The organism is Jiella avicenniae, from assembly GCF_021390325.1.
In the GTDB taxonomy this organism is placed as follows: domain Bacteria; phylum Pseudomonadota; class Alphaproteobacteria; order Rhizobiales; family Rhizobiaceae; genus Jiella; species Jiella avicenniae.
In genome coordinates this window covers 20,717-41,848 of record NZ_JAJUWU010000026.1, presented here as the reverse complement: position 1 = coordinate 41,848, position 21,132 = coordinate 20,717, and the positions used below count along the sequence as shown (strand labels likewise).

Genomic DNA, 21,132 nt, shown 5'->3' with positions numbered 1-21,132 from the left:
GGGCTGGTGCCGAACGCCGCAGAGTTCCCTCAGCCAGAACGGTTGCGCGCTTGATGACGCCGAAGCGGGATCATCTGACCAAGGCGGAAACCGTCACGGTATTCCTCGGCGCATGCAATTCGTGTTCCGCCGACTGTCGGTCGTCGATGCTACGGGTGACGGCTCAACGGGGCCTGGAGTTTGGGGCCCGGTTTCCTACCGTGCCCCGAGGCGCTCAGAATTCCGCCCATTCAACGTCCGCGTGGACCGGCTTCTGCATGCGCGCTGCACCTCCCGTCCCGGCCGATTTGAATTGCACGACCGTCGAAGAGCCGGGACTCTCCGCCCTCCCGCCGGAGACCCGTCCGGTCTGGCGCGACGGACCGGCAGCCGTTTTGAACTGCCCCATCAGATCGGAAAGCTGGTCGGTCTCTTTGGACAGGGTCCGGCTGGCGGCCGTCGCCTGCTCCACCATGGCGGCATTCTGCTGCGTGACCTTATCCATCTGATCGGCGGCGCCCGCCACCTCGCGCAAGCTGACGGCCTGCTCGCCGGCACTGGCGGCGATGCGCGCGATGATCTCGGCCGTTTCGCTGACCTGCGCCATGATTTCCTGCAGCGACTCGCCCGAGGCGGTGACGAGCTCGACCCCGCTTTCCACCTCCTGGCGCGAGGCCGTGATCAGGCCCTTGATCTCTTTGGCAGCCTCGGCGGAGCGCTGGGCGAGACCACGTACCTCCTGCGCGACGACGGTGAACCCCTTGCCGGCCTCACCTGCTCGTGCCGCTTCCACGCCGGCGTTGAGAGCGAGGAGATTCGTCTGAAAGGCAATCTCGTCGATGACCGAAATGATCCTGTTGATCTCCTCTGACGACTTCTCGATCCTCGTGATTGCCACGACCGCCTGGCCAACGATCTCCCCGCCCTTTGCCGCATTGCTGCGCGCCGTCACCGCAGATGTCTGGGCACGGTTGGCACCCTCTGCAGTCCGGTTGACGGCTTGCGTGATTTCGGACAGCGCAGCGACTGTTTCCTCGATGGAAGCAGCCTGCTGCTCGGTGCGATGGGCGAGGTCGTTCGATGCGGTGTTGATCTCGGCAAGGCCCGCCCGGATCTGCCCGGTGGCACGGACGACCTGCTCGATCGCATTTTCCAGCTTGGTGATACTGTCGTTGAACTTGCGACGGATCGGTTCGTAGGCGGGCGCAACCGGCCTCGCCATGCGCACCGTGAGATCCCCGTTGGACAGACCGGCAAACCCCGTCTCGATCTCGGCGACGAACGCCTGCAGCGCCTCGCGTTCGCTCCGTTCGCGAACCTTGTCGGCACTCTGGCGCTGTTCAATCTCGGTCTGCTGGGCTTGCGACTGGCGGGAAAGCTCACGCTTGGCACGTTCGGCCTCGCGAAATCCGTCGAGCGCCCGAGCCATCTCGCCCACTTCGTCGCGGCGGGAATGGAACAACGGCTGATCTTCGACATGCCCGTCTGCCAGCCGGCGCATACCTCCTGTCAGGGCGATGAGCGGACGGATCAGCTGCAGGCGCAACGACCAGGCGCCATAGGCAAGGATCAGGAAGGCAAGGAAGGCCGAACCGACAAGGAGGGTCGTCGCTCGGGTGACACTCTCCCGAGAGCGAGCCTCGAGATCGGCGCTCAATGCATTGGCCGCCTCGACCAACTGATCGATGACGGCGCGATGTTTTCTGTAGAGCTCATCGATCTCCTCGTATGCGGCATCGGCCGCTGCAGCGTCTTGCTGCCTCAGGGCCGGCAGGAAACGTTGCTCGATCGTGCGCCAGAACGGCTGAACGATCGCGTCCGACTGCTGAACGAAACCCTTGATGTTCGCCGGCATCGCGGAAGTCTGCCAATGCGCGATGCGGTCGCCGTATTGATCTTTCAGGATCACGAGCCTGCGCGCCGCATCCTCCGGCGCCAGCCGGTCTTGATGAGCGAGAGTGGCATCGAGGAAAGCTTCGATGACATAGTTGGGCGGCGGCAGAATGTCGGCGAGGAGATCCTTGGACTCGATGATCTCGCCATAGATCGGGCCGCCCACGGAGACCTGACGAAATTCGAGCCAGCTGACGGCTCCCGATACGGCGATGGCGATCCCGACCGCTGTCGAAAAGACCAAGAGACGGGTGGCGAGGCGGATTTGCATGGAAATACCCAGAGGTAAAATCGACCCAGGACCTACGTTTATCCGCCAGACTTTAAAAATTACTGACTGTATTGTTTGCATTCATACTGCGAAATCAAGCTTTTATCGGACAGAATTCAATCTGAAGGCGCGATGAATGGCCCCATCCTGCAAGTGCTTTGCCGTCCCAACGGACGATGTCGTCGCTCATCCCTTTCGCGCATGGTGACGCTACGGGGATTTCCCAAGGTTGCCAAACAAAGGATTGCTTATCGTCGCGTAAACCGGATCGTAATCTGCGCGCCCTGGAGATGGCTTCATCGGCGATCGCGCCGCTTCGCGGACCACACGGCCCATCGCCTCGGCGGCGATGTCCACGCCGTTCTCCACCGTCCCGCCGATGTGCTCATTGGAAAAGATCGAACGTTCGCTCCGTCGGATGCCGGGGTCGAGCCGGAGCGATCGGCAAAAGACCGGCCGAGAATTGATCTGGCGCAACATCGTTGCCCGCGACCGGGTCTAGTCTCGCCTCGAAGCTTGACGGGATCGCCCGCAAGCGGAACGGAGGCGAACCATGCGTTTCAAGACAATCCTCGGCGTCATCGGAGTGGACCATTCCGATGCCGACGTCAGCCTGGCTCAATCGCTCTGCGAAGACGAGAGGGTCCACCTTTCCATTCTCCTTGCGGCCATCAGCCCACCACCGCCGGTCGGCGAGGCGGCGGTGGGCGCCGACTACTGGCTCGAAGAGCAGCGCGACCAGATGCGACGGCTGAGCGAGCGCATGGAAAGCTTCGAGGCGCGCTTCGCCCGGGCCGATCTGTCCGCCGACATCGATACCGCCCATCACGAGCACGCCATGATCGCACAGGCCGTCGCCCGTCGGGCCCGCTATGCCGATCTCGTGCTCGTCGGCCCCGAACTCGCCGCGGACGGCTATCTCGCCGAGGTGGTCCTCGACGGAGCTCTCTTCGGGAGCGGACGTCCCCTCCTGATCCTTCCCAAGGGCGCCAGCCCGACCCTTCGACCGAAGACGGCCGTCGTCGCCTGGTCCTCGACGCCCGAGTCCGCCCGCGCCGTCTACGAGGCGGCGGAAATCCTCGGCGCGGCCGACGATGTCCGGATCGTCATGGTGGATCCCCAGGCGACCACCTCCGAGGCCGGCCCGGAGCCGGGAGCCGAGGTCGCCGCCTATCTCGCCCGTCACGGCGCCAAGGTGACGGTCGACCGCCTGCCGAGCGGTGGCAGGCCGGTGGCCGACGTGATCCGTCAGCATGCCGGCGACGTCTCGGCGGAGATGATCGTCATGGGCGCCTACGGCCATTCGCGGTGGCGCGAACGGATTTTCGGCGGCGTCACCCGCTCGATGATCGAGAACCCTCCGATCCCGCTGCTTCTGGCGCGCTGATCGAGAGCGTGACCCCCGACCGAAGTGCGCTTCGGCCGGGGGCCATTCGAACTCCGGCCGAGGTGGGATTCGGACGCCGACGTCTCGGTCGTCGTGCCAGCGCACGACCGGCCGGTCAGCGGAGGCTGTCGATATAGGCGACGAGATCGCCGACCTCGCGGCGCGTCAGGCCGATATCGGCCATGACCGGGTGGGGATCGGTGAGAAAGGACGCCAGAGAATCGCGGTCGCCGCCGCTTTTCTCGGCGATGGCCTCGAATGTCAGGACGTCCGCGCTGCCGGTCCGCTGCTGCGGCGAAACGATGTGGCAACCGGCGCACCAGCGCTCGGCGATGCGCTTGCCCGCCGCGGGATCCCCCTTCGGCTGGGCATGCGCGACACCCAATGCCAGGGAGCTGACGATCAACGCGAAACCAAGTCGGTGCATTGGCCCTGTCCATGTTGTTCGCCGCGAGTGGAGGCGTACGTCCGCTCAGGCGTGAAGAATTGCCTTCACGACGTCTTCGACCGGATGGGCGACGAGGTCCTTGTGCAACTCGCCGACGACCTTGGACCGAAGTTTCGGGTGGAAGTGTCTGCGCAGTTCCCCGAGCGTGCGGGGGTCGGCGATGAGGAACAGATGATCGAGGGCCCCTTCGATCGCCATGTGATTGAGATAGTCGGCGGCGCCCGCCGCAAAGCCGTCTTCCGCCCCGCGATCGGAATCCGGATTGGCCGAACTCTGGCGATGGCGCCCTCCCGATCCCGGATTCTTCGAAGCGATGTCCGGGTCGTCATAGGCGACCAGATCGATCTGGGGCTCCGCCGCACGATTGCGGAAGAGTGTCAGGCTCGTGCCGTCGGCGACGGCGACGATCGTACCGTTCGGAAGGATCATTCTTGCTACTCCGCCTCGGCGGAACGATCCGCCTCTGCCAGGCAGCAGACCATGATCCCCTGCGCTTGCACCTTGCGCCAGATCAAACCCTTCGTCGCAGGCACCGAATTTCCAAGAAGCGCCGGCAGAGCGCGGACGCCTGCCAAGCCGCGGGCACCGGTGCGGGCTGCGACGTCCGGATGGTCGTCGCGGATCCGTGTCGGTGGGTGGCGTCGAGCCCTCGATGGCGCCGCGGGCGGACATGCCCGCCGAAGCGCCTCGACGCCCGCATGGAGCGCCCGTTCGGCAGCCGGGACTTTGATCGCGATCAAATCGCCCGGGCCGGTCTGCAAATACTCTGACGGTCGACGTCGCCGCCGGACAATCGCCGGGCAAACGGAACCCTGTGAGGTCGAACATGCGCGCCATGGTGCTTCACGCGATCGGCCAGCCGCTGCGCTTGGAGGAGCGCCCGGTCCCGGAACCCGGTCCCGGCGAAATCCTCATCCGCATCGAGGCCTGTGCCGTCTGCCGCACTGATCTTCACGTCGTCGACGGCGACCTCTCTCACCCCAAGCTGCCGATCGTTCCCGGTCACGAGATCGTCGGCATCGTCGAAGCGCTGGGGGACGGCGTCACGGAGCAGGAGATCGGCCGCCGCGTCGGCGTTCCCTGGCTCGGCCACACCTGCGGAACCTGTCGCTATTGCCTGGAGGACCACGAGAACCTCTGCGACCGGCCGCTCTTCACCGGCTATACGCGCGACGGCGGATTTGCGACCCATATCGTGGCGGAGGCAAGCTTCGCCTTTGCGATGCCCGGCTTCGACGATCCGGTGGCCGCCGCACCGCTACTGTGCGCCGGACTGATCGGCTGGCGTTCGCTGAAGATGGCGGGCGATGCCAGGCGGATCGGCCTCTACGGCTTCGGTGCGGCGGCCCACATCATCGCCCAGGTCTGCCGATGGCAGGGCCGAAAGGTCTACGCCTTCACGCGCGCCGGCGACGAAGCCGCGCAGCGCCACGCCCTCTCGCTCGGCTGCGTCTGGGCCGGCGGATCGGACGAGATGCCGCCCGAACCGCTCGACGCCGCGATCCTGTTCGCGCCGGTGGGCGCCCTGGTGCCGGCGGCGCTGAAGGCCGTGCGCAAGGGCGGACGCGTCGTCTGCGGCGGCATCCACATGAGCGACGTCCCGCAATTTGCCTATCGCGATCTCTGGGAAGAGCGCTCGATCGTCTCGGTCGCCAATCTCACCCGCGCCGATGCGCGGGAGTTTCTCGCGATCGCGCCGAAGGCCGGCATCAGGACGACGACCACCGTCTACCCGCTCGACGCCGCCAACGAGGCGCTCGCCGACCTGCGCGCCGGACGGTTTCAGGGGGCCGCCGTCATCGTTCCCTGAGCCCGAGGCGGCGCGCGAGCCTCAAAGCCTCCCGCCGTCGCCGGGCGTGCCGCCCGCCGCGTTCGAACGGGCTGCGGATTTCGTCGCCCTCCGGATCCACTTGTCGATCTCCACCGTCGCCAGCACGGTCAAGGCGAGCGGCACGAGGAGGAGCCATTCGCTCAAGGGCAGTGGCGCAAGCCCCAGGACGTCGCGAAGGCCCGGCGTGAAGGCCGCACCGACATGGACGGCCTGGGCGCCGGCGACCGCCGCGATCAGCGGCCAGTTGGCCGAGAGCGGGATGCGGAAGGTCGACTGCGTCTCGGAGCGGCAGTTGAAGACGTGGACGTTCATGAAGGCGACCATCAGGAACAAAAGCGTGTTGCGCGCGGCCGCTTCGCTCAAGCCCTGGCCGATCATCCAGGCGAAGGCGGCGGTGCAGACGAGACCCATGGTGGCGCCGGAAAGAAGCGTCTCGCGGATCATCAGCCGGTCGAAGACGGGTTCCTTCGGCGGGCGCGGCGGCTTGTCGAGAAGGCCCTTCTCCGACCCTTCCGCGGCGAGCGCGACATCCTGCACGCCGTTCGTCACGAGGTTCAGCCAGAGAAGCTGCACCGCCGTCAGCGGAATCGGCAGCCCGGCGGCGAGTGCCAGGAGGAAGATCAGCGCCTCCGCCGTTCCCGTCGCGATCAGGAGATAGATCACCTTGCGGATGTTCGCATAGGCTGCCCGCCCCTCCTCGATGCCGGCGACGATGGAGGCGAAATTGTCGTCGGCAAGCACCAGATCGGCGGCGTCGCGGGCGGCGTCCGTGCCATCGCGGCCCATGGCGACGCCGAGATCGGCGCGGTGGAGCGCCGGCGCGTCGTTGACGCCGTCGCCGGTCATAGCGACCACGTGGCCCGCCTGCTTCAGCGCCTCGACGATCCTGACCTTGTGGGCCGGCTCGACGCGGGCGAAGACGCTCGCCGTCGCGATCCTCGCGCCGCTCCCGCTTTCGGCGGCCGCAACCTCGCGGCCGGTCACCACCTCCTCCGGCCTGTCGGCGATGCCGAGTTCGCGGGCGATGGCAAGGGCCGTCGCGGCATGATCGCCGGTGATCATCTTCACCGAAACGCCCGCCCGGCGGCAATCGGCGACCGCCTGCTTGGCCTCCGGCCGCAGCGGATCGATGAAGCCGACGAGGCCGAGCAGCGTCAGCCTGTCGAGATCGCCGTCCAGGTCCGGGCGCACCCCCCGGTCGTCCGTCCGGTCGACGATCCTGGCCGCGACGGCAAGGACCCGGTAGCCATGGCTTGCCATCTCGTCGGCGAGCCGGAGCACATGGTCGCCGTCGACGCCTTCGCAGAGCGGCAGCACGACTTCCGCCGATCCCTTGATGTGGAGGACGTGGCCGTCGCCATGGTCGTGCAGGCTGGCGGCATATTTGCGCTCGGCCGAGAAGGGCCGATCGGCGATCCGCCGCGCAGTCTTGCGCAGGAGGCCGGTATCCAGCCCGGTCTTGACCGCCAGCACCAGGAAGGCGAGGTCGACGGCATCGCCGCTCCGTCCCTCGGCGCCGCCCTCGGGGTCGAAATCGGCGTCGTTGCACAGGGCCGCCGAGCGCGCGAGAGCGCGGGCGGCGCCATGCGCGGTCTCGCTCAGGGTCACACCGTCCTGATGCAGGCGCGCCCTGGTCTCGAAGCCGGCGCCGTCGACGTCGACGAAGCCATGTTGCGGCAGCCAGAGCCGCTTGGCGGTCAGCTGGTTCATGGTCAACGTCCCGGTCTTGTCGGTCGCGACGACGGTGCAGGCGCCGAGCCCCTCGACCGCCGGCAGATGCCGGACGATGACGTTGCGCAGGGCCATGCGGCGGGTGGCGATCGAAAGCGCGATCGTGACCGCGACCGGCAGCCCCTCCGGGATGATCGCGACGGCCAGCGCGATCGCGACGAAGATCGTCTCCGAAAGCGTATGGCCGAGGCCGGGCTGTAGCGCAATCACGGCCGCGACGAGCGCCAGCGAGACGAAGCCGAGCATGCGGGCGAACCGGTCGAGCCGGCGCGTCAGTGGCGGCTTTGCCGCGGGCACCCGGAGCGCGCCGGCAATGGCGCCGAGTTCGGTGCGGCTACCGGTCGCCACGACGAGCGCCCTTGCCCGCCCGCGCTGGAGGGTGGAGCCGGCGTGGAGCATGGTCAGCCGCTCGGCGAGCGGCGTGTCCGCCGGCAGGGCCTCGCCTGCGGCCTTGTCGACGGGAAGCGACTCGCCGGTGAGCGAGGATTCGTCGGCCTGGACCTCGTTGGCTTCGAGGATGCGCAGATCGGCCGGGATGCGGTCGCCGCCCTCCAGAAGCACCACGTCGCCCGGGACGAGCTGCCGGGAGTCCAGGCGCTTGACCGCGCCGTTCCTCAGAACCCGCGCGACGGTGGCGATCGCCGAGCGCAGAGCCGCGGTGTTCGCCTCCGCCCGCCATTCCTGGGTGGCGCCGACGGCGGTGTTGATCGTGAGCACCAGGAAGATGAAGCCGGCATCGTCATATTCGCCGAGGAGGAATGAGACCGCCGCCGCCGCGAGCAGGAGATAGATCAGCGGGCTCTGCAACTGCGACAGGACGATCGCCGCGATCGAGCGGGCCGGCGGCTGCGGCAGAGCGTTCGGGCCATCATGCGCCAGGCGGCGCGCCGCCTCGTCGTTCGAGAGGCCGGCGGACGAGGTTCGAAGCCGCGCAGCGGCGGCCGGAACGTCGAGGGCGTGCCAGCGAGGCTCGGCCATGGCATCGGGAGACCGATCATCGCCGCCGCGCGTCTCGTCATGCAGCAAGGCGATCATCCTCCCCCGGGGGCGGCGTAACGCCGCCACACCGCCTTGCGGATCCTGCGGCGGCTCTCCTGTGGCGGAAGGGTCTCGTCCCTTTCGATCCGAGCCGCCTCGTGGGCGAGGTCCTCGTCCTTGATCACGTGGCGGAACCAGGAGGAATAGTCGCCGGCGCGCAGGTGATGCTCCCAGGTCGCATCGTCGATCTCCCCGGCCATGTCGAGAAAACGGTAAAGGTTGTGCGCCGGCAGATTCATCGTCTTTCGCGGTCCGCGGAAGTAGAAGCTGCGGACCGAGCCGACGTCGCCCACGGCGTATTTGCCCCGATGTCGGCAATGGACCTGCAGCGGGGCGGGAACCTTGACCGCGATCGGCGGCTCGTGCGAGCCGGTCCGCCAGACGGCGACCTCTCCCTTGCGAGCCGCAGGAACCTCGCGGGGGCGCTCCGAAGCGGTGGCTGCCGCGAGAAACGAAATCGTCTCGTCGTCGACGTCACCCGCGACGATGATGGTTCCGATCCGGCTCAGAGTTTCGCTCGACAGGGTATGCGGATAGGCGGTGACGAGAATCGTGCCCGAGTCGTGTTGCAGAACCGGAGAGACCGGCGTGGTCCGCGAGGCCGGCAGGACCTCGTGCGCCTCGTCGATCAACAGCCAGTGCGGGCGGCCGGTGCGGGCCCTCAGCCGAGCGATCTGCTGGAGCATCATGGCGACCAGCGCCCGTCGTTCGCAGAGCGGCAATGCCTGCGTGTTGACGACGAGATTGACCGCGTCGTCGCGCAGCAGCTTCAACGCTTCGGCCGCCGGGGGAGGAGCGTGCAAAGTGCCGATGAAAACGGCCCGTTCGAGGTCGATGTAATCCCCCTCGGGATCGATCACGCAGAACTCGAACCGCATCTCGGCCATGCGCTCGGTCAAGGCGGTGGCAAGCGCCGACTTGCCGCACCCCGAACCACCGACGATCAAGACGTTGCCGCCGAACGGCGTCAGGCGGACCTCCCGGCCGTTCCTGTCGATGCCGAGGGACAGGCCGTGACGCGAGAGCGGGGCGAGCGCCGCGTCTTCCTCGATCATGCGGTCGGCCAGTTCGGCGACGCCGGCGCCATGGTCGCCGACGAGGACGAGATCGGCTGCCGCCCTGATCGACTTCACCGCATTGGCGACGGCTGCGCCGCAGCCGGTCGCCGAGAGAAGGGCGTGATCGTTCTCCGCGTCGCCGACGGCGACCGCATTGTGAGCCGAGAGATCGAGATCGCGGAGCGCGGCTTCGAGCCCCGACGCCTTGTTCACGCCGGACGGCAGGATCATGATCGCGCCCTTGTTGAAGACGATCTGCAGTTCCAGCCCGCTTTCGCGGATCGCCTCGAGGACGACGGCCTGATGCGGCTCCCAGGTCGCGACGATGCCCCGTCCGACCGAGATCGGCCCGACGCCTTTGGCGCGCAGCAATTCGACGAACCGTGCCGACGGCGGCGCCGCGAGGAGTCGTTCGACGCCGTCCTCGGGGTCGAACAGCAGCGCGCCGTTTTCGGCGACGACGCGATCGAACATGCTCATCTGGGGAAAGATGCCCCGCAGCTCGGGGAGCTCTCTTCCGGTCACGAGGATCAGCCGGCGCCCGCTCGCCTTCAGCCGCTCCAGCGCGTCGAGCGCCTCGGCGGCGACGAGACCGTCATGTGCCAACGTCCCGTCGAAATCGGTCGCGAGAGCCAGAAAATACACGATGCACCCCGCGGCAATACGAGTTGCCGCCAGTCTGCGTCATCTGCGGTCGCTCGCCTTGATCCATCGCAAAGGCGAACCACGACGGCCAATTCTCAGGCCATCGCACCGACCGAGGCACGAAAGCGCATGAGCGCCGCGCCGAACAAGACGGCACCGATGACGGCGATTGCGACGAATTGGGGCCAGACCTCGGCGAGCCCCGCCCCCCGAAACAGGATCGCCTGGCCGAGCGTTACGAAATGGCTCGTCGGGGCCGCGAACATCAGGATCTGCACCGCCAGCGGCATGCTCTCCATGGGCGTCAGGCCACCCGACAGCATCTGCAGGGGCAGGAGAACGAGAATGATGAGCAGGCCGAATTGCGGCATGGTGCGGGCGAGCGTGGCGAGGAAGATGCCCATCGAGGTCGTGGCGAAGAGATTGAGCGCAGCGCCGAGGAGAAACAGCGCGACCGAGCCTTGGATCGAGACCGAAAGAAGCTGCTGGACCACGACCACCACCGAAAACCCGCAGGCGAGGAGAACGACGAGGCCCATCGACCAGATCTTGCTCGCCATGATCTCGAAGGGCGTCAGCGGCATGACCAGGAGATGCTCGATCGTGCCGTGCTCTCGCTCGCGGATCAGCGCGGCACCGGTGAGGATGATCGACAGCATGGTGACGTTGTTGATGATCTCCACCACGGCGCCGAACCAGGACTGGTCGAGCGACGGGTTGAACCGCGCCCGGAGCACGAGATCGACCGGAAGCTGCTCGGCCGCCCGGTAATGGCGGGCGAAGGCGGAAACCTCCCCGGAGACGATCGACTGGACGTAACCCGAACCGACGAAGGCCTGGGAGACGCGCGTCGCGTCGACGTTGAGCTGCACGCTCGGGCGGCGCCCGGCCAAGACGTCCTTCTGGAAATCCGGCGGAACGACGAGGGCGAACGTGTCCCGGCCCTCGTCGAGCCGCCGGTCCATCTCGCTCTCGTCGATCAGGATCGGCCGCGTGAAGAAGGGCGGGTAGAACGCGTTCTCGATCCGCGCGGAAAGCTGCGAGCGGTCGTGATCGACGATGGCGATCGGCGCCCGGTTGAGCGTGCCGGACACGGCCGTCGCGGCGGCGTAGATCGCCAGGCTGAAGGCGTAGACGACGAAGATCAGAAGCACCTTGTCGCGCCACAGGCTGTTGAGCTCCTTGGTGCCGAGATGGAAGACGTTGGCGAGGCTCGCCCCCATGGCTCAGCGCTCCTGCTTCTTCAGGAACGCCGCCGACAGGGCGAGGAGCACCGGGACCGAGAGGGTGAGCGGCAGGAACTGCCCGGCGAGATCGCCGAAACCGAGCGCCTTCGAGAACACGCCGCGCGCCATGGTGAGAAAATACGTCGTCGGATAAACCTCGCCGACCACGCGGCCGAAGCCTTCGAGCGAGGAGACCGGGTCGATCACGCCCGAAAAGCTGCGCGCCGGCAGGATGGTCAGGATCGCGGTGCCGAAAATCGCCGCGATCTGGCTCTTCATGAAGCTCGAGATCAAAAGCCCCATGGCGGTCGCCGCCGAAACATAGACGACGGCGGCGAGAAGCAGGAGCGTGAAAGAGCCTTTGAGCGGCACCGCGAAGAAAAAGACCGCAAGGGCCGTGAGCAGCAGGAAGCTGAAGGTCGAGATCGCGATGTAGGGCAATTGCTTGCCGATCAGGAATTCGAGCCGCGTCGTCGGCGTGACGTAGAAATTGACGATCGAGCCGAGTTCCTTCTCGCGCACGACGCTCAGCGCCGCGAGCATGGAGGGGATCATCATGAGAAGCATGGGAACGATCGCCGGCACCATCGCGACGAGGCTCTTCACGTCCGGATTGTAGCGATAGCGGATCTCGATCTCGGCCGGGCCGGACAGCGCATCCGCCCGGCCCGCTTCCCGGGCCTTGCGGACGAGCCAGTTCGCATGCATGCCCTGGACGTAGCCGCTGATCGTCTCCGCCCGGCTCGGCATCGCGCCGTCGATCCAGGCGGCGACGGCGACCTCCTTGCCGCGCGCCATGTCGCGGGCAAAGCCCGGCGGGATCTCCAGCGCCATCCCGATCTCGCCGGAGCGCATGCGGCGGTCCATCTCGTCGTAACTCGCGAGCGCCGGCTTTTCGTCGAAATAGTCCGAGCCCGAGATGTTCAGGGCATAGTCGCGGCTCGCCGTCGTCTGGTCGCGATCGAGCACGGCGAAGGTCAGGTTCTGCACGTCGAGGTTGATGCCGTAGCCCATCACGAACATCAGGATCGCGCAGCCGACGAGCGCCATCGTCAACCGCACCGGATCGCGCCGCAACTCCAGCGTCTCCCGCCGGGCGTAGCTGCCCATGCGGCGGAAGTCGAAGGCGCGGGGCTTGGGGCGGTTTTCAGGGGCGGTGTCTGCCGCGATCAGCGGCTCGTCATCGTTCGAACGCAGCAATCGCCCGAGACGATGCACGGGCGGAGAAGCTGCGATCTCCCCCCTTGCGGGGGAGATGGGTGGCAACCCAGAGGGGGGTGCAGCGCCGACGTCAAGAGATTCTGCACGGGCGTACCCCCCTCTGCCTGCCGGCATCTCCCCCGCAAGGGGGGAGATCGGAGCGTCTTCGTTGGCGGCTACTCGGACACGCTTGTCATGCTCATCCGCCGTTGCCCCGGACGCTCCCTGTGCTTCCTCCGACGCCGCCTCGAGATAGCCGATGAAGGCCTCCTCCAGCGTCGCGACGCCGCGGGCCGCCGGCAGGGTGCGCGGATCGGCCGTCACCAGGACGCGGCCCGCATGCATCAGGGCGACGCGGTCGCAGCGTTCGGCCTCGTTCATGAAATGGGTGGAGATGAAGATCGTCACCCCGTCCTTGCGTGCGAGATCGATCAGGACGCGCCAGAAGCCGTCGCGGGCGACCGGATCGACGCCCGACGTCGGTTCGTCGAGGATCAGCATGTCCGGACGATGGATCAAAGCGACGGCGAGCGACAGGCGCTGCCGGCGGCCGAGCGGCAGCGCGTCGGGATAGGCGTCGGCGGCGTCGGAAAGGTCGAAGCGCGCGATCATGTCCGAAACCCGGGGGCCGATCTCGGCTTCCGGGATGTGGAAGAGATTGGCGTGGAGCGACAGGTTCTGGCGCACCGTCAGTTCGCCATAGAGCGAGAAGCCCTGCGACATGTAGCCGACGCGGCGGCGGATGGTCAGATCCTTCGGGTCGACGCGGCGGCCGAACAGCCGGGCCTCCCCCTCGCTCGCCGGCAGGAGGCCGGTCAGCATCTTCATGGTCGTGGTCTTGCCGCAGCCATTCGACCCCAGAAAGCCGAAGATCTCGCCGCGCTCGATCTTCAGGCTGACATGGTCGACGGCGGCAAAATCGCCGAAACGCATGGTGAGCCCGTCGGCCTCGATCGCCGGGGGGCCGGCGTCACGCGGCTCGAACGGCGTCGCGGCGACCGGGCTGTAGCCCCGGCGTTTTGCCTCCGGCAGGAAGGCGACGAAGGCGGCTTCGAGCGATCCGGTTCCGGTCTCCGCCTGAAGTTCGGCCGCGGTGCCGGTGGCGAGCACCTTTCCCGCGTCCATCGCGACCAGCCAGTCGAAACGCGCCGCCTCCTCCATGTAGGCCGTCGCCACGAGGACGCTCATCCCCGGCCGCTCGCGGCGGATCGTATCGATCAGGGCCCAGAACTGGCGGCGCGACAGGGGATCGACGCCGGTGGTCGGCTCGTCGAGGATCAGAAGGTCCGGATCGTGAATCAGCGCGCAGCAAAGGCCGAGCTTCTGCTTCATGCCACCCGAGAGCTTGCCTGCGGGACGGTCCGCAAACGGGAAAAGGCCCGTGCTCTTCGTCAGATGGTCGGTCCGCCGCCGCCGTTCCTCGGGCCCCTGGCCGAAGAGGCGGCTGAAGAAGGCGATGTTCTCTTCCACCGACAGCGAGGGATAGAGGTTCTTGCCGAGCCCCTGGGGCATGTAGGCGATGCGCGGGCAGACCGCGCGGCGATGGCGGGCCGTGGCGATGTCGCCGCCGAGCACCGTGACCGTCCCCTTCTGCACCGCGCGCGCACCGGCCGTCAGCGCCAGAAGGCTCGACTTGCCGACGCCGTCCGGCCCGACGAGACCGATCAGCCGCCCGGCCGGAAACGCCAGCGACACGTCGTTGAGGGCGACCGTCCCGCCGTATGCGAGCGAGACGCCCGAGAGCCGCGCGACCGGGGCGGGCGCTGCCGCGCCATCACTCATCGGGCAGCCTGACGGCGAGGTTTTCCGGCCAGTCGCGGGTCTGGTCGAGCCGGACATGGGCAACGCCCGGCAGGCCGGTCTTCACATATTGGACGTAGCGTTCCAGAACGTCCCGATCGACCCCCGCCTTCACGCGGAAACTGAGCTTCTGGCGCTCCTCCTCGGTCTCGACGGTCTTCGGCGTGAACTGGGCGACGTCGGCGACGTAGGTGACGCGTGCCGGGACGACGTATTCGGGCGCGGCATCGAGGACGATCCGCACTTCGCTGCCCACGGCCACCCGCCCCGCCGCCTCGGTCGGCAGGAAGAAGGTCATGAAGACGTCGGTCAGATCGACCAGATTGAGGACCGCGCCCCCTGCGCCGACGACCTCGCCCGGCTGGGCGACGCGATATTGAATGCGCCCGGACCGCGGCGAGCGCAAGGTGGAATCGGCGATGTCGGCCTCGATCCGCTCCTTCGTCGCCTCCGCCGCGGCGATCTGGGCACGCACGGCGACGACGCTCGACCGGGCATGGCTGATCGCGGCGTCCGCCGCCGCCACCTGGGCTCGAGCGGCCCCGAGAGCGGCCTTGCCGCTTTCGACCGCCGCCGTGCCCTGATCGAGCTGTTGCTGCGAGGTGGTGCCGCGCTGGAGCAGTTGCCGGGTGCGGTCGAGGTCCTTGTCGAGCGCGCCGAGCTCGGCCTGTCGCTGTGCGACGAGGGCGTTCGCCGCGTCACGCTGCGCCTCCTGCTGGCGCACCTCGGCCTCGGCCGTGTCGACGCCGATCTTCGCCTGTTCGAGATTGGCCTCTGCCTCGCGGAGCTGGGCCCGCAACGTCGCGACGTCCATGGTCGCGAGCTTCTGGCCCGCCTCGATGAAGTCGCCTTCGTCGACGGCGATCTCGGCGATCCGCCCCGCCGTCTTCGCGGCGACGTCGATCTCGACCGCTTCGATGCGGCCATTGCTTCGGACGAAACCTTCCGGCAAATCGCCGGGACGAAAGTGCCGGTAGCCGAAATATGCCGCCACTCCGAGAAGTGCGAGCGCGGCGAAAAGCGACAATCTTCGCAGCTTCGGCATGTCAGGCGTCCTCCCGATCGCGGACGAGATCCGACCGGAGACCGTCCGCCGGATCGGTGGAGCCGACGCCACCGGCCACCTTCACAGCGACCTCGCCCGGTACCGGAACCGCACGTTCTTGATCGTCGGGAATTCGCCAAAGCCCTGAAGCGCGGCCGGTCTCGTCATCGTCGTCACATCGGGATCCCCAATTCGGACGGTGCCGAAATTATCCCGATGGCAAGATCCCGGCTTTGATGCCGATCAAACGAGCGAAGCGACGTCACCGCAGGCCGCTCGGGAGCGCCGCTCGCATCGCCGCCCACTGCGAGCCCGCGACCGGACCTGCGGAGCGACGGACGAATGTCCCTTCGCCTCTCTTCCATCGAAACGAAGGGGCACCGGCTGAAGTGCTCGAACCCGCCCGTCCGACGGGGGTCGCAACCTCGGATTCGGGACGTGAAACACCCGCCACGGCCGCCGGCGAGGCCGTCTAGTCGCGCACCGCATAGGTCTCGCCGGAACCTTCCTCGCGCAGAAGATCCACCCGGCTGCCGTCCCAGTGATAGGAATAGTGCCGGCCCTGGACGGGCACGCCGACCACGTCCGGCCAGAAGGCCGCGAGACACTGGCCGCCCGGAAAGCGGACGCTCGGATAGGCGATGCCGTCGGCCCCCTCCCCTCTCAAACGCCGGGCGAGCGCCTGGGAGGGTCCGTAGTCGTCCGGCGCGAGGCAATCACCCCAGTCGGCTCCGCGAAGATCGTGCAGATCCGCGTCGAGATGGCCGACGAGTTCGCGGAACTGGGAGGTCCAGCCCGGAGCCTCGGCCGTCGCGGCCATGAAGCGCCGGTGGTGGTGGATCGTCTCGAACAGCGCCACCTCGATCCGGTCGCCGGCGTAATAGACGCCGAAGGAGCCGTCCGAAAAGCGGCTCGGCCGGTCGGGCGAGAAATGGGTGAATGGCGCCATCGCCCAGCTCGCCCCCGGCCCGGAGACGCGCCGGGCCGGGGGCACGGCGTCGAGATGGCCGATCGTCTCGGCGAGCCGCGGGTTCGTCGCCGCCTCCGCCCGCGCCAGGGCGTCCCAGTCGGCCGGATCGGCGATGTCCTCGAACAGGTCGATCGGCGGAAAGACCGAGCGGATGATGCGGTGGGTCTTCGGCCAGCGCAGCCGGGAGAGCGGCGGCGTCGCCGTCATCGCCGCCCGCCTCTTGCGCGCCTCACCAGCCGCCCCGCTCGGCGTCGAGATAGCGCCGGACGCGCATCAGGTCGGTCAGCTCGCCGCCGCGCATCACCTCCAGCGCCGACCGTCCGCCGAAGGCCGCATTCGGCCGTGAGATCCAGCCATAACCGCGCTCGGGCTCGGCGAAGACGATACGCAGGCCCTTGTGGATGCCGAGGAGATTGGAGAGCCGGGCGCAAAGATCGCGGGTGAGCTTCGGCGGTTCGCCCTTCTTCCAGCGCGCCCAGCTGCGCGGCGCGATGCCCCCGAGGAGGATGCTGGCGTCCCGGTCGGACAGCCCCCAGCGCGCGAAGAGATTGACCACCGCCCGCGCCGCAGCCGCGGCGTCCGCATCGCCCATGACGGCGGGCTTGGGTTCGGCGGGTCGGGCGTGAACGAGTTCCAATGCGGGCATTCTTCGGCTCCGGCGGAATTGCACTTTGGCATGAAATAATGTCTTTCATGCCAATTGGCAATAATCGACCCACCTCCAGCGCAATCGTCCGACATTGCCGCGCGATCGTGCCGCACGGCCGGGCCGCTGCGGCGGTCAGGCCTTGTAGCGCTCGGTCGCCGTCAGCCACTGGACGAGCGGCTCGTAGTCGCGCCGATAGACCTCCTCGCGCAGAAACCGGCATTCGTCCGCATGGGCGGACTCGTCGGCCTCGATCCACCAGCTCTTCGGGCGGCCGTCGCTGCCGTCGTTCCAGCGATAGCCGCGCGCCTTGAGAAGGTCTTTCAGCTCGAACGGGCTGCCGACCGCGAAGATCCGGCAGGAGCGGCGTTCGGCCGAGGCGACGAGCCGGGAAAAGCCGGTCGTCCTCGCCTCCGCTTCGAAGGCGAGAACCTCCAGCAGCGCGTGGCAGTCGTCGACGGCCCGGTGGCCGTTGTGGAAGAAGCCGCACTGGCCGACGAGATAGGTCAGCTTCGCCCCCTCGAAGCCGAGTTCGCTCCAGTCGACCTCGGCGACCGAACAGGCCCAGGGCTTGTCGGCGAAGCCGGGCGCAAAGCGCTCGCAGAAGGGCCGGTCGAACCTGGCATTGTGGGCGATGACGAGATCCGCCGGCGCGACGAAGGCGGCGACCTCGGCCGGGTCGATCGTCCGGCCCGCCACCATCTCGTCGGTGATGCCGGTGATGCGGGTGATCTCCGGGCCGATCGGCCGGGCCGGTTCGCGCAACCGGCTGAAGACCGAAACGACGTCGCCGATCCCTTCCGCGCCATAGGTGAACGTCACCATGCCGAGTTCGATGATCTCGTCGACGGTGGCGTCGAGGCCCGTGGTCTCCGTGTCGAGGATGACGCCGAGCTTCTCGCCCGGCCGCTTCATCGCAGGCGTCCAGCCCGCCAGCACCGGGCGCGGCTCCAGCCTGCGCAGGATCCGGTAGTTGCCGGTCGCCTCCAGATGCCGGACCATCGCCTCCGGGTCGGCCGGGGAGGCGGGACGCGGCACGAGGCCGCCGGCCCGGCGCGGTGCGGCTGCTTTCGCCCGCCCCGGCTGCTCCGCGCCGGCATGCGGGGCGGGGGCGGCGAAGAGATCGAACTGACGCGTCTGAGCGGCTTTCATCTTCGCACCCATAGCCGATGCGGCGCCTCGTCACGAGCCGTCCGGCCGTATCGAATCGCCGGATCGCGGGACTATCCCCGGCTTTTCGGTGAGGGACGAAGACGCTCTGGCGGAGACTTGCGGCCCGGTCGGGCCGTCATCCACGCATTTTTCGTCCCGCTTCAAAGGTCCGGCAAGACACCCTTCCCGCGCCATGCCGCCCGACCGGGCGCTCCAGACCGTTCGTCTGGCTCGTTTTCGCTGGCGCCGGCACACTCCGGATGCACTCGGCGGGGCGTCGGCACGGAAACGTCAACCGCTCTACCCCGCGATCGCGCGAAAATGGGCTATCAGATCCGCCCGATTCCCGCTAGGACTGCGCGCAACCGTCACCATCGAACCCGCCGGTCCCGAGGATCGCGCGCACGACATCGGTCGGTGATTCCTCCACGTCGAACGCGAAGGCCCGCCATCGCTGGTCAACGGCGCGACGTCATCACTCCAGGCCACGCTGACACGTCATGAGAAAGCAGACCCGACCTTTCGCCGTCGAGATCAAGCGCACCAAGGGCTCGCGCCAGCCCTCGCCCTTCCTCGATCTGCCGAAGGAACCCGCCGCCCCGAGCGGCGAAAGCAGGCAGGCTTCGGCCGCCCTCCTCCTTTCCCCGAGCGAGCCCGCGGGCTCGGCCCCGCGCATCCTGGAATCGACCGCCCCCGGCTGGTCGCCGCCGCCGGCCCCCGAAGCCGCCAGGCCGAAGCGTGGGCGCCCGCCCAAGGCCCGCACGCAAACGGCAGCGGAGGCCCTCGCCACAGAGGACGTCGAGCCGGCGGAGCATCCGTCCGCCGACGCCGACGAGGCGCTGACGACAGTTGCCGGGATCGAGGCGGGCGAGATCGTGGACGACGATCTCGCCGAGGACGATCTGTCCGAAGCTGCCGAGGATTTTTCAGGGACCGGGGACGAGGCTCCCGTCGCGATCGTCGCGCGGCGCCGCCCGCGCCGCGCCGTCGAGGGGCATATCGGCAACCGCTGGAAGCGGCATCTGCCGCGCTGGAAGCGATAGAGCCGCGACGGCGAGAGACGCACCGCGAGCTGGGCCTTTCCCGCCGCCGCTGAAACGATCTCGGTTGCCAACGCGCGCGGCCGGGGGATTATGGCCGGCAGGAGGTCCGTCCATGTCCCGCCATCCCTCGCGCCCCGTCCCGCTCGTCCGGCTGGACGATCTGTCCCTCGTGCCGCAGATCCATGGCGAGCGCTTCGCCGCCGCGATGGCGGCGATCGCCGCGCCCTTGGGCGCCACCCATCTCGGCGCGCGTCTGGTCGAGGTGCCGCCCGGCAAGGCCGCCTGGCCGTTCCACGCCCACCATGCGAACGACGAGCTGTTCGTCATCCTCTCCGGCACGGGGGAACTTCGTTTCGGCATGGAGCGCCACCAGGTGGCGGCGGGCATGGTCGCGGTCTGTCCGGCGGGCGGCGCCGAGACCGCCCATCAGATGATCGCCACCGGCGACGAGCCGCTGCGCTACGTCGCCGTCAGCTCGATGCGCGAGCCGGACGTGATGGAATATCCCGACAGCGGCAAGATCACCGTCTTCGCCGGCGCCGCCCCCGGCGGCGACAAAGCCCGGCGGCGGGTCGCGGCCTCGTTCCGGACCGAAGACGCGGTCGACTACTGGCAGGGCGAGGACGACTGAGCCCGCGCACGGCGCAGCTCGGGCCCTGGCTGCCACCGCGCGGCTTTCCTCCGCCGCCTTGGCCACCCAGCGGCTGAGATCGCGCAGGCGGCAGTCGCCCGTCAGCGCCCGCGGATGGCCGCGAACATGGCCCCGCCTCGGTCGCTCGGCGTGCCGGCCCCACCCGGCGCATCGGCGTCGGGCCGAGACGGGCCGCCCTGCGCAAGCTCGTGACAATGCCGGGCGGTCTGGTAGGAGAGAGCCCAATGGCGGGAGGATGAAATTGCAGACGAATTCGCGGGGAGTGCCGCACGGCAACGCGGTCGGCATCGCGTTGATGTGCGCCGGGGTCGCATGCCTCAGCGTCAACGACGCCCTCGCCAAGCTCCTGACCGAGCGCTACTCGCCGCTGCAGATCCTGTTCCTGCGCAACGTCATCGCCTTCCCCTTCGCCCTCGCGATCGCCTGGCGGATCGGCGGTCCGGCGGCCCTGCGCAGTCATCGCCCCCTCGCCCATCTCCTGCGCGGCATCCTGTGGATCGGCGCCACCGTCCTGTTCTTCACCAGCATCATGCATCTCGGCCTTGCCGAGGCGACGGCGCTGATCTTCGTCGCGCCGCTGTTCATCACGGCGATCTCGGCCGCGTTCCTCGGCGAGACGGTCGGGCGCTATCGCTGGCTGGCCGTCCTCGCCGGATTTTCGGGCGTCGTGATCGTGGTACGGCCGGGCACGGCGGCGTTCCAGCTCGTCTCCCTCCTGCCCGTGGCAACGGCCTTCGTCTACGCGCTCTTGATGCTCGGCGCCCGCTGGGTCGATCCGCGCGAAAGCGTCTGGACGCTGCTCCTCTATCTCACCGGCGCGGGCGCGCTTCTGAGCGCCGTCATCGTGCCCTTCGCCTGGCGCCCCGTCGCGGCCGAAGACCTCTGGGCCTTCGTCGCCATCGCCCTGTTCGGCACCGCGGGGATGACCATGATGACCCAGGCGTTCCGGCTGGCGCCCGCCGTCGTGGTCGCCCCGCTCGATTACACGGCGCTCCTGTGGGCGACGGCGCTCGGATGGCTCGTCTGGCACGAGCGCCCCGACCTGGCGACCCTTTTCGGCGCGGCGATCATCATCGCCAGCGGCGTCGTCACCATCTGGCGCGAGCACAGGGCCTGA

At 68.2% G+C, this 21,132-nt stretch carries 17 protein-coding genes; 5 read left to right on the top strand and 12 right to left on the bottom strand.

The annotated features are described in order from the left end of the window. Positions 1-214 precede the first annotated feature (214 nt). Both LZD57_RS21675 and LZD57_RS21670 read right to left on the bottom strand, forming a co-directional pair. Positions 215-2,143: a methyl-accepting chemotaxis protein gene (locus LZD57_RS21675; protein WP_233721677.1), complete on the bottom strand. Its 1,929-nt coding sequence runs from the start codon at positions 2,141-2,143 to the stop codon at positions 215-217. 210 nt (positions 2,144-2,353) lie between these two features. Then, entirely contained in the window at positions 2,354-2,623 is a 270-nt protein-coding gene (locus LZD57_RS21670; RefSeq protein ID WP_233721676.1) for a hypothetical protein, read from the bottom strand. A 73-nt stretch (positions 2,624-2,696) separates the two neighbouring features. Between LZD57_RS21670 and LZD57_RS21665 the strand changes: the two genes are divergently transcribed. Next, the gene (locus LZD57_RS21665) at positions 2,697-3,530 is read left to right on the top strand and encodes a universal stress protein (protein ID WP_233721675.1); all 834 of its coding nucleotides are present in this window, start codon (positions 2,697-2,699) and stop codon (positions 3,528-3,530) included. A 115-nt stretch (positions 3,531-3,645) separates the two neighbouring features. Here the strand turns inward: LZD57_RS21665 and LZD57_RS21660 are convergent, their stop codons facing one another. Both LZD57_RS21660 and LZD57_RS21655 read right to left on the bottom strand, forming a co-directional pair. Next, positions 3,646-3,957, bottom strand: coding sequence for a c-type cytochrome (locus LZD57_RS21660; RefSeq protein ID WP_233721674.1), 312 nt, complete (start codon positions 3,955-3,957; stop codon positions 3,646-3,648). A gap of 45 nt (positions 3,958-4,002) precedes the next feature. Next, positions 4,003-4,407 carry a host attachment family protein gene (locus LZD57_RS21655; protein WP_233721673.1) on the bottom strand — a complete coding sequence of 135 codons (405 nt, stop codon included), beginning with the start codon at positions 4,405-4,407 and terminating at the stop codon, positions 4,003-4,005. A 397-nt stretch (positions 4,408-4,804) separates the two neighbouring features. On the opposite strand from LZD57_RS21655, the gene LZD57_RS21650 reads away from it, so the two are divergent. Beyond that, a complete protein-coding gene (locus LZD57_RS21650; RefSeq protein WP_233721672.1) occupies positions 4,805-5,788 on the top strand; it encodes a zinc-dependent alcohol dehydrogenase family protein in 984 nt (327 codons plus the stop codon). A gap of 21 nt (positions 5,789-5,809) precedes the next feature. Here the strand turns inward: LZD57_RS21650 and LZD57_RS21645 are convergent, their stop codons facing one another. The 8 genes from LZD57_RS21645 to LZD57_RS21610 all read right to left on the bottom strand — a co-directional run bounded on the left by LZD57_RS21645 (position 5,810) and on the right by LZD57_RS21610 (position 18,320). Continuing rightward, entirely contained in the window at positions 5,810-8,566 is a 2,757-nt protein-coding gene (locus tag LZD57_RS21645; RefSeq protein WP_233721671.1) for a cation-translocating P-type ATPase, read from the bottom strand. 5 nt (positions 8,567-8,571) lie between these two features. Beyond that, positions 8,572-10,281: an HAD-IIB family hydrolase gene (locus LZD57_RS21640; RefSeq protein ID WP_233721670.1), complete on the bottom strand. Its 1,710-nt coding sequence runs from the start codon at positions 10,279-10,281 to the stop codon at positions 8,572-8,574. A gap of 95 nt (positions 10,282-10,376) precedes the next feature. After that, positions 10,377-11,504 carry an ABC transporter permease gene (locus LZD57_RS21635; protein WP_233721669.1) on the bottom strand — a complete coding sequence of 376 codons (1,128 nt, stop codon included), beginning with the start codon at positions 11,502-11,504 and terminating at the stop codon, positions 10,377-10,379. Between the two features lie 3 nt (positions 11,505-11,507). Further along, entirely contained in the window at positions 11,508-14,489 is a 2,982-nt protein-coding gene (gene rbbA / locus LZD57_RS21630) for a ribosome-associated ATPase/putative transporter RbbA (protein WP_233721668.1), read from the bottom strand. Beyond that, complete coding sequence (locus LZD57_RS21625) at positions 14,482-15,552, bottom strand: HlyD family secretion protein (RefSeq protein ID WP_233721667.1); 1,071 nt, start codon at positions 15,550-15,552, stop codon at positions 14,482-14,484. The genes rbbA and LZD57_RS21625 overlap by 8 nt, the downstream gene beginning before the upstream one ends. A gap of 472 nt (positions 15,553-16,024) precedes the next feature. Next, on the bottom strand, positions 16,025-16,729 hold the full coding sequence (locus LZD57_RS21620; protein ID WP_233721666.1) for an RES family NAD+ phosphorylase: 705 nt from the start codon (positions 16,727-16,729) through the stop codon (positions 16,025-16,027). Between the two features lie 22 nt (positions 16,730-16,751). After that, positions 16,752-17,168 carry an antitoxin Xre/MbcA/ParS toxin-binding domain-containing protein gene (locus LZD57_RS21615; protein ID WP_233721665.1) on the bottom strand — a complete coding sequence of 139 codons (417 nt, stop codon included), beginning with the start codon at positions 17,166-17,168 and terminating at the stop codon, positions 16,752-16,754. Positions 17,169-17,303: 135 nt separating this feature from the next. Then, positions 17,304-18,320, bottom strand: coding sequence for a 3'-5' exonuclease (locus LZD57_RS21610; RefSeq protein WP_233721664.1), 1,017 nt, complete (start codon positions 18,318-18,320; stop codon positions 17,304-17,306). A gap of 500 nt (positions 18,321-18,820) precedes the next feature. Between LZD57_RS21610 and LZD57_RS21605 the strand changes: the two genes are divergently transcribed. The 3 genes from LZD57_RS21605 (at position 18,821) to LZD57_RS21595 (ending at position 21,132) form a co-directional block, all read left to right on the top strand. Beyond that, complete coding sequence (locus LZD57_RS21605; RefSeq protein WP_233721663.1) at positions 18,821-19,363, top strand: hypothetical protein; 543 nt, start codon at positions 18,821-18,823, stop codon at positions 19,361-19,363. A gap of 112 nt (positions 19,364-19,475) precedes the next feature. Further along, a complete protein-coding gene (locus LZD57_RS21600; RefSeq protein ID WP_233721662.1) occupies positions 19,476-19,994 on the top strand; it encodes a cupin domain-containing protein in 519 nt (172 codons plus the stop codon). A 256-nt stretch (positions 19,995-20,250) separates the two neighbouring features. Beyond that, entirely contained in the window at positions 20,251-21,132 is an 882-nt protein-coding gene (locus LZD57_RS21595) for a DMT family transporter (protein WP_233721661.1), read from the top strand.

Bases quoted from the DNA above. Each gene is read 5' to 3' on its own strand.
- LZD57_RS21665 (WP_233721675.1), top strand. From the start codon at position 2,697: ATGCGTTTCAAGACAATCCTCGGCGTCATCGGAGTGGACCATTCCGAT.
- LZD57_RS21655 (WP_233721673.1), bottom strand. From the start codon at position 4,407: ATGATCCTTCCGAACGGTACGATCGTCGCCGTCGCCGACGGCACGAGC.
- LZD57_RS21595 (WP_233721661.1), top strand. From the start codon at position 20,251: ATGAAATTGCAGACGAATTCGCGGGGAGTGCCGCACGGCAACGCGGTC.
- LZD57_RS21600 (WP_233721662.1), top strand. From the start codon at position 19,476: ATGTCCCGCCATCCCTCGCGCCCCGTCCCGCTCGTCCGGCTGGACGAT.
- rbbA (WP_233721668.1), bottom strand. From the start codon at position 14,489: ATGAGTGATGGCGCGGCAGCGCCCGCCCCGGTCGCGCGGCTCTCGGGC.
- LZD57_RS21615 (WP_233721665.1), bottom strand. From the start codon at position 17,168: ATGCCCGCATTGGAACTCGTTCACGCCCGACCCGCCGAACCCAAGCCC.
- LZD57_RS21650 (WP_233721672.1), top strand. From the start codon at position 4,805: ATGCGCGCCATGGTGCTTCACGCGATCGGCCAGCCGCTGCGCTTGGAG.
- LZD57_RS21605 (WP_233721663.1), top strand. From the start codon at position 18,821: ATGAGAAAGCAGACCCGACCTTTCGCCGTCGAGATCAAGCGCACCAAG.
- LZD57_RS21635 (WP_233721669.1), bottom strand. From the start codon at position 11,504: ATGGGGGCGAGCCTCGCCAACGTCTTCCATCTCGGCACCAAGGAGCTC.
- LZD57_RS21625 (WP_233721667.1), bottom strand. From the start codon at position 15,552: ATGCCGAAGCTGCGAAGATTGTCGCTTTTCGCCGCGCTCGCACTTCTC.
- LZD57_RS21620 (WP_233721666.1), bottom strand. From the start codon at position 16,729: ATGACGGCGACGCCGCCGCTCTCCCGGCTGCGCTGGCCGAAGACCCAC.
- LZD57_RS21660 (WP_233721674.1), bottom strand. From the start codon at position 3,957: ATGCACCGACTTGGTTTCGCGTTGATCGTCAGCTCCCTGGCATTGGGT.
- LZD57_RS21675 (WP_233721677.1), bottom strand. From the start codon at position 2,143: ATGCAAATCCGCCTCGCCACCCGTCTCTTGGTCTTTTCGACAGCGGTC.
- LZD57_RS21610 (WP_233721664.1), bottom strand. From the start codon at position 18,320: ATGAAAGCCGCTCAGACGCGTCAGTTCGATCTCTTCGCCGCCCCCGCC.
- LZD57_RS21670 (WP_233721676.1), bottom strand. From the start codon at position 2,623: ATGTTGCGCCAGATCAATTCTCGGCCGGTCTTTTGCCGATCGCTCCGG.